Origin of the sequence: Aestuariivirga sp. (genome assembly GCF_046294715.1) — a bacterium.
Taxonomy (GTDB): domain Bacteria; phylum Pseudomonadota; class Alphaproteobacteria; order Rhizobiales; family Aestuariivirgaceae; genus Aestuariivirga.
Genome location: NZ_JBKBKI010000009.1, coordinates 16,389 through 29,622, shown reverse-complemented (window position 1 = coordinate 29,622; position 13,234 = coordinate 16,389). Strand labels below are relative to the sequence as shown.

The following is a 13,234-nucleotide window of genomic DNA, read 5'->3' as shown; positions in this document are numbered from 1 at the left end:
CAATCAATGCCGACAGACATCAAGGGCCCCGCCATCTTTCTCGCGCAGTTCGCGGGAGACGCGGCCCCCTTCAACTCGTGGGATGCGATCACCAAATGGGCCGCCTCGCTCGGCTACAAGGGTGTGCAGATCCCCAGCTGGGACGGCCGCCTCTTCGACCTGAAGAAAGCCGCCGAGTCAAAAACCTATTGCGAGGAGGTGAAGGGTGTCGCCAAGGCCAACGGCGTCGAGATCACCGAGCTCTCCACCCATCTCCAGGGCCAGCTCGTGGCCGTGCACCCCGCCTATGACGAGGGCTTCGACGCCTTCGCCCCGGGAGCCGTCCACGGCAAGCCGAAGGACCGCCGCGCCTGGGCCGAGGATCAGATGAAGCTCGCCGCCAGGGCTTCGAGGAACCTGGGGCTGACCGCGCACGTCACCTTTTCGGGGGCGCTCGCCTGGCCGTTCCTCTATTCCTGGCCGCCACGGCCGCCGGGCCTCATCGAGGAGGCTTTCGACGAGCTCGCCCGGCGCTGGAAGCCGCTGCTCGACGCCATGGACGAGAACGGGGTTGACGTGGGCTACGAACTCCACCCCGGCGAGGACCTGATCGACGGCGTCACCTTCGAAATGTTCCTCGAGCGGCTGAACAATCATCCGCGCTGCCAGATCAACTACGATCCCTCGCATTTCGTGCTGCAGCAGCTCGACTATCTCGACTTCATCGACATCTACCACGAGCGCATCTGCGCGTTCCACGTGAAGGACGCGGAATTCAACCCGACGGGCCGGCAGGGTGTCTATTCGGGCTTCCAGCCTTGGCTGAAGCGCGCCGGCCGCTTCCGCTCGCTGGGCGACGGGCAGGTGGATTTCGGCGGCATCTTCTCGAGGCTCGCCGCCTACGACTATGACAGCTGGGCCGTGCTCGAATGGGAATGCTGCATCAAGGACGCGGTGCAGGGTGCGGCGGAGGGCGCGCCCTTCATCGAGAGCCACATCATCAAGACCACTGCCAAGGCGTTCGACGATTTTGCCGGCGGAGGCACGGATAACTCCGTGGCCCGGCGCATGCTGGGGCTGGCCTGACGCCGTCCGCAGACAACAGGAGGACTCACATGGTTTCGGGACGGAGCGACGCGAATTCAGGCCGCATCAGGCTCGGCATGGTGGGCGGCGGGCAGGGGGCCTTCATCGGCGCCGTGCACCGCCTCGCCGCGCGCATGGACGATCACTACGACTTCGTGGCGGGAGCACTTTCCGCCGATGCAAAGAAGGCGAAGGCCTCAGGTCTGGAACTGGGCCTCGCGCCGGATCGCATCTATGCCGATTTCGGCGAGATGGCGAAAGCGGAGGCGCATCGGGCCGACGGCATCGAGGCGGTCTCGATCGTAACGCCGAACCATGTCCATGTTCCCGCTGCGATGGCCTTCATCGAGCAGGGCATCCACGTGATCTGCGACAAGCCGCTGGCGCTGAACCTCAAGGAGGCGAAGGCCCTGGAAAAGCTGCTGGCGAGGAACCCCGACGTCATTTTCGCCCTGACGCACAACTACTCGGGCTACCCCATGATCCGCCAGGCCAAGGCCATGGTGAAGGCGGGTGAACTTGGCGATATCCGCGTGGTGCAGGGCGAATACCCCCAGGACTGGCTCACCACCGCGCTGGAGAAGACCGGCCAGAAGCAGGCGGCATGGCGCACGGACCCGAAACGCTCGGGTGCGGGCGGCTGCGTGGGCGACATCGGCACACACACCTTCCAGCTCCTCTGCGACGTTTCGGGTCTTGCCTGCGAGGAGCTCTCGGCGGACCTCACGAGCTTCGTGAAGGGGCGCGTGCTGGACGACAATGTCCACGTGATGCTGCGCTTCCGGGGCGGTGCAAAGGGCATGATCTGGGCGAGCCAGGTGGCGCCCGGCAACGAGAACGGCCTCAAAATCCGCGTCTACGGCAGCAAGGGCGGGCTCGAATGGAGGCAGGAGGACCCGAACTATCTGTGGTTCACGCCATTCGGCGAGCCGAAGCGGCTGATCACGCGGGGCGGTGCGGGTTCCAACGCCGCAGCGGGCCGCGTGACGCGCGTGCCGCCGGGCCATCCCGAGGGCTATCTCGAGGGCTTCGCCAACGTTTATTCCGAAGTGGCGCGCGCCATCAAGGCGAAGCGGGCAGGCAGGAAGCCCGAGAAGGAGGTTGCCTTCCCTGGCATCGCCGACGGCATCGCCGGCATGGCCTTCATCGAGGCCTGCGTGAAGTCGTCCGAGAAGAACGGCAGGTGGACGAAGCTCTAGGCGGGGGCCCCTCACCCGTCTTTGGAAAGCGCGAAAGCCCCCTCTCCCGTCGCAGGCGGGAGAAGGTGGCGCGGCAGCGCCCCGACGAGGACTCCTACTCCCCCTTCATGCTGAGGATGTGCTTCCTCAGCCTCCTGATCCCATACCAGACGAGGAACACCACCACGGGGATGCTCAGCAGACTGACGAGTTTCGTCTCGACATGGGCGTAGACGCCAATGCCCTCGATGAGTTTGCCGAGAATGCCGATCAGGTAGTAGCTGATCGCCACGACGGAAAGACCTTCCACGGTCTCCTGCAGCCGCAGCTGCTGCTGGGCGCGCCTTTCCATGGACTTCAGCAGCTGCTGGTTCTGTGCCTCGAGCGCGATGTCGACGCGCGTGCGCAGGAGGTTCGAGGCCCGTTCGCTGCGCTCGGCGAGGCTCCTGATGCGTTCAGACACGGCAAGGCAGGTTGCCATGGCGGGCGAGAATCGCCGGTCCAGAAAAACGCCGATGCGCTGGAAGTTCATCACGCGCTCCTCGCCCAGTTCGAGGAGGCGCTTGTCCACGAGGGCGGCATAGGCGCGCGCTGCCGCGAAGCGGTAGCTCGTGCGGCTCGAGATCTCCTCGACGTCACGTGCGATTCGGCTCAGGGCGGCGAGCAGCTCCGCATCCTCGTGGCTCTCCCGGGCGGAGAGCATGTCCGCCGTCACGCCGGAAAGGGCGCGCTCGAGCGCCGCGAGTTCCGGCTGAACCTGGCGCGCCAGCGGCAGCGCCAGCAGCGCCATCATGCGGTAGGTTTCTATCTCGTGGATGCGGCGGCTCACGCGGCCGAGGCGGAAGGGCGAGAGCCCATGGTCATGTACCAGCATGCGCGTGTAGCCGTCGGCCCCGATGCGGAAATCGGTCCACACGGTGGCGAGCCCGAGGCTCACCCGCGATCCCGCGATGTCCTCGTGCCCGAACCAGGTGGTCAGCGCGGCGACGTCGGGCTCGGGCTCGCTTTTCGGCAGGATGCGGGTGTGGATTCCGACCAGCCGGGCGCCGGGCAGGCTGTCCACCCAGCCGAGCGGCAGCAGCGCCAGGGCCTCGCCCTTCTCCGGCCCGCCCGCCGCAGTGACGCTCACCCGGTAGAACTCGCCGTGCCGCTCATATTTGAGGAGGCCTCCGGCAATCTCCGTGCCATGGTGAGCCGCGCCGTCCGCCGGGGCCCTGACGCCCAGCGCGTCACAAAGCCGTTTCACGTGGGTGAGGGGGTCGGCATCCCCCTCGCCGAGGGTGAAGGCCAGATGCGTGATGCGGGCAGGGGCGGTCACAGGAAGCCCGGGACGCCCGTGGAGTTCGTCGTTGAGAGCGTGCCGGAGTTCGTGATCGCGCATGTGTGGCCCTGCCGCACTCCTTAGTTGCGCCGAGGAAAGCGGTCAATGCGACGCAAGGGGCTTTCCCCCCACGCCGCGTCCCACTATGTTGCATTGCATGAAAACAGCCGGGCAGATGCAGGGTCGTGAGGAGGCGCCAACGCTGCGCAAGGCGGCGCGCCCCGTCCGCCGCCAACAATTGATCGATTCGACGATCGCCATCCTTGCCCGCAAGGGCTATGCCGCCCTCACGGTGGCGGATGTGGCGAAAGAGGCAGGCCTATCGCCGGGAATCGTCATCTTCCATTTCAGCAGCAAGGATGCCCTTCTCGCCGATGTGCTGAGCTTCCTCGCGGCCGAATATCGCCGCCACTGGGAAGACGAGATGCGCAAGGCAGGACCGGGGGCCGCGGGGCGGCTGCGGGCACTGCTCCTCGCCGATTTCGACTCCCGCGTCTTTACCCCGGAAAAGCTCGCTGCCTGGATCGCCTTCTGGGGCGAAACCCAGGGACGGCCCGTCTACGACCAGATCTGCTCCGGCCTCGATGCCGAGCGCCGCGACACGACGGAGGTCCTGTGCCGGGCACTCAACGAGGAGGGCTCCTACGGGCTCGACCCGGCGCTCGTCATGCGCACGCTCGATTCCCTGTGTGACGGGCTGTGGCTCGGCCTTGCAGCCGACGGCGCGGGCCACAAGGGCCGCATTTCCGCGGCCGAGGCCCAGCGCTCGGTCGAAGCCGCTCTCGCCGCCTTCTTCCCGTCTCACTACAAGCAGCCTGGCTGAGCCGGCCGGCCGGTACCCCCTTTCGCGCCGCAGCAAAATCTCTATAAGTGCGGCGGAATTCAATCGACCCTCAATCCGGAGATCTGCCATGACGAAAGTCCGTGTCGCCATCAACGGTTTCGGCCGCATCGGCCGCAACATCGTCCGCGCCATCTATGAATCGGGCCGTCAGGACATCGACATCGTGGCCGTCAACGATCTCGGGCCCGTGGAGACCAACGCCCATCTCCTGCAGTTCGATTCCGTCCATGGACGTTTCCCCCGCGAGGTTTCCGTGAAGGGAGACTCGATCTCGATCGGCTCCGACCAGTTCAAGGTGACGGCCATCAAGGATCCGAGCCAGCTCCCCTGGAAGGATCTGGGCGTCGACATCGCCATGGAGTGCACCGGCATCTTCACCGCGCGTGACAAGGCGGCTGCCCACCTCAGCGCCGGCGCCAAGCGCGTCATCGTCTCGGCGCCCTCGGATGGAGCCGATTTCACGCTCGTCTATGGCGTCAACCACGACAAGCTGTCCAAGGATCACATGGTGATCTCGAACGCCTCCTGCACCACGAACTGCCTCGCCCCGGTGGCGAAGGTGCTGAACGAGGCCGTCGGCATCGAGAAGGGCATGATGACGACGATCCACTCCTACACCAACGACCAGCCCTCGCTCGACCAGATGCACAAGGATCTCTACCGCGCCCGCGCCGCGGCACTCTCCATGATCCCCACCTCCACGGGCGCGGCCAAGGCCGTGGGGCTTGTGCTGCCGGAGCTCAAGGGCAAGCTGGACGGCATCTCCATTCGGGTTCCGACCCCCAACGTCTCGGTGGTCGACCTCAAGTTCATCGCCCGGCGCAAGACCACGAAGGAAGAGATCAACGAGGCGATCATCAAGGCCGCCAACGGCCCGCTCAAGGGAATCCTCGGCGTCACCGCGAAACCCAACGTGTCGATCGACTTCAATCACGATCCGCACTCCTCGGTCTTCCACCTCGACCAAACCAAGGTGATGGACGACACCTTCGTGCAGATCCTCTCCTGGTATGACAATGAATGGGGCTTCTCGAACCGCATGGGCGATACCGCCGTGCTGTTCGGCAAGCTGATCGGCTGACCTCCATGACCAGGCCGCTCCTCGTCTCGCCCTCGATCCTCGCGGCCGATTTCGCGCGGCTCGGCGACGACGTCCGCGCCGTGGACGAGGCGGGGGCGGACTGGATCCACATCGACGTGATGGATGGGCACTTCGTGCCCAACATTTCTTTCGGCCTGCCGGTGATCGAGGCGATCCGCCCGCTGACGCGGAAACCCTTCGACGTTCACCTGATGATCTCCCCCGTCGACCGCTACCTCGAGGCCTTCGCCAGGGCGGGTGCTGACATCATCACCGTCCATGCCGAGGCGACCTCGCATCTCGACCGTTCGCTGCAGCAGATCCGCACGCTCGGCAAGAAGGCGGGGGTGTCGCTCAATCCGGCAACTCCTGCTTCCGTGCTGAAGCACGTGCTGGACCGGCTGGACCTCATCCTGGTAATGACGGTGAACCCCGGCTTCGGCGGCCAGTCCTTCATGCCCGCGATGATCGAGAAGATCGCGGAGATCCGCGAGATGGTACGGGGCCGCGCCATCGACATTGAGGTCGACGGCGGCATCACCCGGGCCAATGCGGCAGACGTGGTGCGCGCCGGCGCCAACGTGCTGGTCGCCGGCTCGGCGATCTTCAGGGCCAGGGAATACGCCGCGGAAATTCACGCCATCCGCACGGCGGCAACGAGCATCGCCGCCTGATATATTCCCACCCGGCGATGGTCGGGATCGGGCTTCCTTTCGGCACGCCTAGGGCCGCTTCTCCACCCACTCGAGGAACGATTCCAGCCATTTGCCGAGATATCGCTTCGTTTCCTCGTCCGTAAGGTTGCCTTCCGCGTCGAACTTCTGCTCGTTGTGGTTCACGAACACCTCCGGCCGCGGCATGGTGATCGCCTGCAACGCCTGCAGGTTCTGGCGGAAGTGATACTGCGAGCGCGCCGTGCCCACGAACTGCCCGCCGCCCGCGCCGACGATGCCCACGCGCTTCCAGCGAAACGGCGATCCGCCGCGCGAGAGCCAGTCCGTGGCGTTCTTCAGCACACCGGGAACGGAGAAGTTATACTCCGGACAGGCGATCACGATACCCTCCGCCGCGCGGATCTTCTGGTCGAGCGCCTTCACGGCCTCCGGTTTGCCGGTCGCCTGCTCGTCATCCTCGTTGAACAGCGGAATGCCGTGCAGCGTCGCGATCTCCAGGCTGGCATGTGCCGGCGCCATGTCGCGCAAAGCTCGGAGAAGCCCGGTGTTGGTCGAGGCCCTGCGCAGCGAGCCGCTGATGGCGAGAAGCTTGGTCATGCTGATCCCTTGATCTCCTGAAAGGCCGCGAGCGCCCTGTCCCGCGCCTGGCCATGGTCGACGATAGGATGAGGGTAGTTCTGCCCGAGTTCAACGCCCGCCTCCGCGAGCACCGGCTGCGGCGCCTCCCACGGGCGGTGGATGAAGGGGTCCGGCAGCCGTGAAAGCTCGGGCACCCAGCGGCGCACGTAGTCGCCGCGAGGATCGAATTTCTCGCCCTGCAGGACGGGGTTGAAGATGCGGAAATACGGGGCTGCATCGGCGCCTGAGCCCGCCACCCACTGCCAGCTCGCAGCATTGCTGGCAAGGTCGGCATCGACCAGCGTGTCCCAGAACCAGCGCTCGCCTTCCTGCCAGGGAATGAGCAGGTCCTTGATGAGGAAGGAAGCCGCGATCATCCGCACCCGGTTGTGCATGATGCCGGTGGCCCAAAGCTCCCGCATCCCGGCATCGACGATCGGGTACCCTGTTTGCCCACGCTGCCAGGCTCTCAGCGCCCCGGGATTCCCGCTCCAGGGGAAATCCGCGAATTCCGGCCGGAACGGCTTCTCCGGAATGCTGGGCCAGTGATGCAGCAAATGGTACGAAAATTCCCGCCACAGAAGTTCCTTGAGGAATTTCTCCGCCCCCCGGTCCAGCCTGGCTGGATCGGCGAACTGCGCCCTTCGCACCGCGTGCCAGCACTGCGCCGGGCTCACCTCGCCGAAATGGAGATGAGGGGAGAGGCGGGAGGTCGCTTCCCGGTCCGGCCTGTCGCGCTCGTCGGCATATAGGGCCAGGCCCTGCGCGATGAACGCTTCGAGGCGCGCCTCCGCTCCAGCCTCGCCGGGCGTCCAGTGGTCACGGAAACCGGCGGCCCAGTCGGGCTCCACCGGCAAGAGGCCCCAGTCTTCGAGCCTCTCGCTGCGGATCTTGCCCTGCCACGCGGCAAACTCCGGCACGGGTTTCTGCGGCCGGGCCTCGCCCGCCGCGAAACATGCCTTGGAAAACGGCGTATAGACGCGGTAGGGGTCCCCCGCACCATTCCTGATTGCCTCCGGCTCATGCAGAAGGAAGCCAGCATAGCGGTGGCAGGCCGCGCCCGCTCCCTCGCAGGCGTCCTTCACCCGGCGCTCCAGTGGGCCCGACCATGGCGCATAGTCTCGCGTGAAGTGAACGGAGGAAGCCCCGGTTAGAGCCAGGACGTCCCCGATCACGTGCTCCGGCCTGCCACGCCGCAGCACGAGCGGCAGCCTGGTGCCTAAGGCTTCGAGGCTCCTGTGCAGCCACCAGCGCGATGCACTGCCGAAGCGCCATTCGCCCGGCGTCTCGTCGTCGAGGATGAACAGCGAAATCACCGGTCCCGCCGCCGCGGCGGCAGTGAGTGCGGCGTTGTCGGCGAGACGAAGATCCTGCCTGAACCACATGAGCGAGGGAGAAACCATGCACTTCGCTACGCGCGATTGCGGATCCGGATCAACCCTGTTCACAGCTCCGTGAGGAGCGGCTGGAAAATCAGTACTCATACGTATGTTGTCAGTCGATCATGCGAGAGGAGAGCACCATGCAGTCCACCCGACGCGGCGTGATGGCCGGAGCACTCGTTCTGGGCGCCGCCGCAGCGCTGAGGCAACCGGCCCGCGCTCAGGAGGCGAGCGAGGCGATCCAGCCCGCCACCACATACCGCTACAGGCTCGGCGATTTCGAGGTCACCGCCATCCTCGATTTCGCCCGGCGGATGGAGAAGCCGGAAACGATCTTCGGCACCAACCAGACCCCTGCCGACGTGGCGGCCCTGCTCCAGCAGAACTTCCTGCCCGCCGACTGGATGATGAACATGTTCACGCCGCTCCTCGTCAGCACCGGCAAGGAGCGCATCCTATTCGACACCGGGTTGGGTGCTGCCAACGGCGGAAAGCTCGTCGAGCAGCTCGCCGCGGCGGGCACGCCCGCAGACCAGGTCGATATCGTCGTCATCACCCACTGCCATCCTGATCACATCGGCGGCTTGATGAGGGATGGAAAGCCCAGCTTCCCCAGGGCCCGCTACGTGATCGGCGAGACTGAGTACCAGTTCTGGTCGGCACCCGAGCGCCTGTCGGGTCCCACGGAGGGGCCGGCAAGATTGGTGGCTGCCAATGTTTCGCCGCTGAAGGAGAAGATGAGCTTCCTTGCTGACGATTCAGAAGTCGTGGCCGGCATTCGCGCCATGGCGGCGCCTGGCCATACGCCGGGCCACATGGCCTTCCACCTCGAGAGCGGCGGCAAGCGGCTGCTGCTCGGCGCGGATTTCTGCAACCACTATGTGCTCTCGCTCCAGCGCCCGGACTGGGAGGTGAAGTTCGATGCCGACAAGGCCAAGGCAGCCGAGACCCGCCGGAGGATCCTCGACATGCTGGCCGCTGACCGTATCCCCTTCACCAGCTACCACATGCCCTTCCCGGCGGTGGGCTTCGTCGAGAGGGCGGGAGCGGACGGCTACCGCTTCGTGCCCGCCTCCTACCAGCTGCTGGCCTGATCCGCCGTGACGTGATGGAAGCGCGGGTGCCGTGAGGCGCCCGCGCTCTTCCTGTGCCCCGCTCTCTCAATCGAGGTCAGCCTGCTTTTCCTTCAGGACCTGGGCATAGACGTTGATGATCAGTGCCGCGAGCAGGATGAGGCCGCGAATCAGGATCTTGAGGAAGGAGTCGATCTGGATGTGGTCGAGCCCGTTGTTGACGACACCCAGCACGAGAAGTCCGATGATGGTGTTGCCGATGCCGCCGCGCCCGCCGAACAGGGAGGTGCCGCCCACCACGACCGCCGCAATGGCGTCGAGCAGGAAGGTGTCGAACTGGTTCTGCTGGGCCGAGCCGAAGTAGGCAACGCCCAGCATGCCCGCGATGCCCGAGCACACCGCGCAGATCACCATCACCGAGCCGATGATGAACTTGACGTTGACCCCCGAATACTCCGCCGCCTCGCGGTTGCCGCCCACCATGTACACGTAGCGGCCATAGCGCGTGTACTTGAGCACGAGGTGCCCGACGAGCAGGAAGACCAGGCAGACGATGATCGTCCAGCCGATGGGGATGAACATGGCCTTGCCCGCCGCGTCCACCCCGAGGGGAATGGTGAAGGCGGTGCCGGAGCCAAGCGTGGTGATGAGATCGGGGTACTGGTAGGCGATCTGGCCGCGCACCAGAAGCGCCGAGACGCCGTTGGCGATCTGCATCATGGCCAGCGTCATGATGAAGGAGGGAATGCCGATGATCGTCATGCCGCCAGCGGTGACGAGGCCGAAAGCGAAGGCGGAAGCCAGCGCCAGCACGATGGCGATCCAGCCCTGCACCGGCACGTTGGCGATGTTCACGTAGTCCGGCTGGATGGTGAAATAGGCCACCGTGATCCCCACCGCGTTCGCTACCGCCGCAACGGAGAGGTCGATCTCGGCGGTGAGGATCACATAGGTGAGCCCCACCGCGATGATGCCGGTGATCGAGAGCTGGCGGATGATGTTCAGCGCATTGTCGAGCGTCAGGAATGAGCTCGATGCGAAGCTGAAGAAGACGACGAGCGCGATCAGCGTGAACACGGGCGCGATGTTCCTCAGCTGCTCGGCCAGGAAGCGCTTCACGCTGAAGCCCTTGGGCGCCACTGTCTCTGCCGTCGTCATGGTAAGTCCGTCTCCCTTCGCATTGTCAGGCTGCCGACAGCAGGTCGGCCTTTTCGATGTGGCCCTTCGAGAACTCGCGGGCCACCGTACCCTTCTTGATGACCGTCACGCGGTCCGCCAGCGTCAGGATCGTCTCGGGCTCGGTCGAGAGCACGAGGATGGCGACACCCCTGTCGCGCAGCGATTTCACGATGCGGATCACGTCTTCCTTGGCGCCCACGTCCATGCCGCGTGTGGGCTCGGACAGGATGAGCACGCGCGGCAGGTGGGTGAGCCACTTGGCGAGAGCCACCTTCTGCTGGTTGCCGCCTGAAAGCGAGCCCAGCGGAATGGCCGTGCGCGGAGGCCTGATCTGCAGGTCCTTGATGTGGGCCTCGGTGATCTTCTTCTCCTCGCGCGGCTTGACCAGCAGCCGGTGGATACGCTCGAGAATGGAGATTGACACGTTCTTGTAGACCGGTTCCTGGCGGAACAGCATCATGCGCCGGTTCTCCGGCACGAATGCGATGCCGGCGGCGCGCGCCGCTGCGGTGGATCTGAAGCGCACCGGCCTGCCGGCGAGCTTGAGAGAGCCGCGCCGCAGCGGCACCTTGCCGAACAGCGCGCGCGCCAGCTCGATCTGGCCCGAACCCATGAAGCCGTAGACGCCGGTGATCTCGCCGGCGCGGAGCTCGATCGAGAAATCGCGAAGGTTCCTGCCGTCGCTGACCCCTTCCACTGAAAGCACGACGGGCTTCGAGTCGTCGCCCTTGAGCTCCGCCTCCTCGCCCATGTGCATGTCCTTGGAGCCACGGCCGATCATATGGGAGATGACGAGGTCCTTCGTGAGGTTCCCCGTGTTCTCGGTGATCACCTTGTGGCCGTTGCGGAACACCGTCACCCGGTCGGAGATCGCCAGCACGTCGTCGAGGAAATGCGAGATGAAGACGATGGAGCGCCCCTCGGCGCGAAGCCTCCTCAGCACCTCGAAGAGCTGTTTCACCTCGGGCGGCGACAGCGCGGAGGTCGGCTCGTCCAGAATGATGATCTGCGCTCCGGAGAAGAGGACACGCGAGAGTTCGACGAGCTGCTGCAGCCCGACGGGGAGCGAGCCCATGGTCGTGGTGGGGTCGATCTCAAGACCCAGGCTGGCGATCAGCTTCTTCGCCTCGCGGTTCATCCGCCCCCAGTCCACGGTGCCGACAGGGGTCAGCGGCTGGTTGCCCAGGAAGACGTTTTCCGCCACCGTCAGGTCCGGCACGATCGAGAGTTCCTGGTGCACCATGCCGATGGAATTGGCGAGCGCGTCGCGCGCCGAGCGCAGCCGCACCTCGCGGCCATGAATCTTCATGACGCCATCGTAGTCGGTGTGGACGCCGGCGATGATCTTCATGGTGGTGGACTTGCCGGCCCCGTTTTCGCCGACGAGGCCATGGATTTCGCCGGCCTTCAGCGTGAAGTCCACGTTTTTCAGCGCCATGACGCCGCCGAAATGCTTCGAGACGTTGTGAAGCTCGAGCAGGGGCGTTTCGCCCCCGCTCGCATTTTGCGTGTGATCTTCCATCACGTCTGGAATCAGATCAGGAAGTTCTTCTGCAGCCAGAGATGACCTGCCGCGGTTTCCTTGGTGATGACCGGGCCGTCGGCGAGGATGAAGTCCGGAATGTCCTTGCCGGCCTGTTCGCCGCCCTGCACCGCCGCCACACCGGCCGCCACCGACCAGCCATGGATGCGGCAGGAGGGATTGCGGACGGTCGCCACCATCACGCCGTCGAGAACCGCGTTCACCGCGGGCGGCATGGCGTCGACACCGGCGATCAGGATGTCGGTGCGGTTCTTGGCCTTCATGACGTTGTGAGCCGCGAGCGCCATGTCGTCGTTGTGGAAGAAGGCGCCCTTGATGTCAGGATATTGCGTGAGCAGCGAGTCCCAGATGCGCGCGACCTTGGTCACGTCCCAGTCGGCCGGCTGCTCGTCCAGGAGCTTGATGTTGCCATTGCCGTCGACGACCTGGTGGAAGCCCTTGGCGCGGCCCTGCGCACCGGAGTGGCCGAGCGCGCCCTGCGTCATCACCATGTTGCCCGCCCCGCCCATGGCGGCGACGAGCGCCGAGGTCACGACCGAGCCCATCATGATGTTGTCGGGCGCGATGAAGGTATGGAGCGGCACCGTGCCGGGAGGCGCCACCATCGTGTCCATGGCGATGACGGGCGTTCCGGCGTCGATCATCTTCTTGATCGGGTCGGTGAGCGTGCCGATGCCGAAGGTCTGGATCGCGACGAAATCCCACTTCTGCGAGGCCATGTTGTCGATCGCGGCGCGCTGCTTGGTGGCCGAGAGTTCGCCGTCGAACCAGGTGATTTCGACGTTCATCAGCTTGCCCCAGGCTTCCGCCGCCTGCTTGCCCTGGGCACACCAGGTGGCCTGCAGTCCGGCGTTGGAGAAGGCCGCCTTCATCGGCTTGCCCGCGGGGGCCAGCGCCTGCGCCATGGCCGGGTCGAAACCGGCGTCGGCGAGCAGGGCCGCACCGAGCGCCGTGGCGCCGAGCTTCTTGAACACGTCGCGGCGTGTTGCTGCTTCCTTGATGAGATCGTTGAGCATGCTGTGGTCCTCCTCCAAGCTCATGTCATCTCGAGCGTCCGGAACGATTGCGTGCCGAGTTCTTCGGCCGAAACTTCTTGAGGAACGCCGATCACGCGAACCATCCAACACCGCCGGAACTTTGTCCAGAGCTATTGTCCGACAATTGGAATTGTTGCACAGCATCAACCTTGTTGCGGTTGCGAAAGCTCTTGCACTAGCGGCGCATGATCTTGCATTTCTCTCGTGTTCAGTGCTCTTAGGGCGGCATCCACATCCAG

The 13,234-nt window shown here is 65.3% G+C and carries 12 protein-coding genes; 6 read left to right on the top strand and 6 right to left on the bottom strand.

Going from position 1 to position 13,234, the window contains the following annotated elements; genetic code table 11:
* The first annotated feature begins 6 nt into the window (after positions 1–6).
* Both ACK4HL_RS08395 and ACK4HL_RS08390 read left to right on the top strand, forming a co-directional pair.
* Positions 7–1,065, top strand: coding sequence for a sugar phosphate isomerase/epimerase family protein (locus ACK4HL_RS08395; RefSeq protein WP_409758566.1), 1,059 nt, complete (start codon positions 7–9; stop codon positions 1,063–1,065).
* A gap of 29 nt (positions 1,066–1,094) precedes the next feature.
* Positions 1,095–2,264, top strand: a complete 1,170-nt coding sequence (locus ACK4HL_RS08390; protein ID WP_409758563.1) for a Gfo/Idh/MocA family protein — start codon at positions 1,095–1,097, stop codon at positions 2,262–2,264.
* Between the two features lie 94 nt (positions 2,265–2,358).
* Here ACK4HL_RS08390 and ACK4HL_RS08385 read toward each other — a convergent pair whose 3' ends face one another.
* Positions 2,359–3,624 (bottom strand): DUF3422 family protein, encoded by a 1,266-nt coding sequence (locus ACK4HL_RS08385; RefSeq protein WP_409758560.1) that lies wholly within the window; start codon positions 3,622–3,624, stop codon positions 2,359–2,361.
* 115 nt (positions 3,625–3,739) lie between these two features.
* Here ACK4HL_RS08385 and ACK4HL_RS08380 point away from each other — a divergent pair, with 115 nt between their 5' ends.
* The 3 genes from ACK4HL_RS08380 (at position 3,740) to rpe (ending at position 6,163) form a co-directional block, all read left to right on the top strand.
* Positions 3,740–4,387, top strand: a complete 648-nt coding sequence (locus ACK4HL_RS08380; RefSeq protein ID WP_409758557.1) for a TetR family transcriptional regulator C-terminal domain-containing protein — start codon at positions 3,740–3,742, stop codon at positions 4,385–4,387.
* 88 nt (positions 4,388–4,475) lie between these two features.
* Positions 4,476–5,489 carry a type I glyceraldehyde-3-phosphate dehydrogenase gene (gene gap, locus ACK4HL_RS08375; RefSeq protein ID WP_409758553.1) on the top strand — a complete coding sequence of 338 codons (1,014 nt, stop codon included), beginning with the start codon at positions 4,476–4,478 and terminating at the stop codon, positions 5,487–5,489.
* Between the two features lie 5 nt (positions 5,490–5,494).
* The gene (gene rpe / locus ACK4HL_RS08370) at positions 5,495–6,163 is read left to right on the top strand and encodes a ribulose-phosphate 3-epimerase (protein WP_409758550.1); all 669 of its coding nucleotides are present in this window, start codon (positions 5,495–5,497) and stop codon (positions 6,161–6,163) included.
* Positions 6,164–6,211: 48 nt separating this feature from the next.
* On the opposite strand, the gene ACK4HL_RS08365 is transcribed toward rpe, so the two are convergent.
* Positions 6,212–6,760 (bottom strand): NADPH-dependent FMN reductase, encoded by a 549-nt coding sequence (locus tag ACK4HL_RS08365; RefSeq protein ID WP_409758547.1) that lies wholly within the window; start codon positions 6,758–6,760, stop codon positions 6,212–6,214.
* The gene (locus ACK4HL_RS08360) at positions 6,757–8,184 is read right to left on the bottom strand and encodes a cryptochrome/photolyase family protein (RefSeq protein WP_409758544.1); all 1,428 of its coding nucleotides are present in this window, start codon (positions 8,182–8,184) and stop codon (positions 6,757–6,759) included. The genes ACK4HL_RS08365 and ACK4HL_RS08360 overlap by 4 nt, the downstream gene beginning before the upstream one ends.
* Positions 8,185–8,303: 119 nt before the next feature.
* On the opposite strand from ACK4HL_RS08360, the gene ACK4HL_RS08355 reads away from it, so the two are divergent.
* The gene (locus tag ACK4HL_RS08355; RefSeq protein ID WP_409758541.1) at positions 8,304–9,257 is read left to right on the top strand and encodes an MBL fold metallo-hydrolase; all 954 of its coding nucleotides are present in this window, start codon (positions 8,304–8,306) and stop codon (positions 9,255–9,257) included.
* Between the two features lie 66 nt (positions 9,258–9,323).
* Here ACK4HL_RS08355 and ACK4HL_RS08350 read toward each other — a convergent pair whose 3' ends face one another.
* From ACK4HL_RS08350 to ACK4HL_RS08340, 3 genes are read right to left on the bottom strand one after another with little or no spacing between them, the layout of a single operon-like run.
* Positions 9,324–10,394: an ABC transporter permease gene (locus tag ACK4HL_RS08350; RefSeq protein WP_409758538.1), complete on the bottom strand. Its 1,071-nt coding sequence runs from the start codon at positions 10,392–10,394 to the stop codon at positions 9,324–9,326.
* Between the two features lie 25 nt (positions 10,395–10,419).
* Positions 10,420–11,937, bottom strand: coding sequence for a sugar ABC transporter ATP-binding protein (locus ACK4HL_RS08345; protein WP_409758535.1), 1,518 nt, complete (start codon positions 11,935–11,937; stop codon positions 10,420–10,422).
* An 11-nt stretch (positions 11,938–11,948) separates the two neighbouring features.
* Positions 11,949–12,974, bottom strand: coding sequence for a sugar ABC transporter substrate-binding protein (locus ACK4HL_RS08340; protein WP_409758532.1), 1,026 nt, complete (start codon positions 12,972–12,974; stop codon positions 11,949–11,951).
* Between the last annotated feature and the right edge of the window lie 260 nt (positions 12,975–13,234).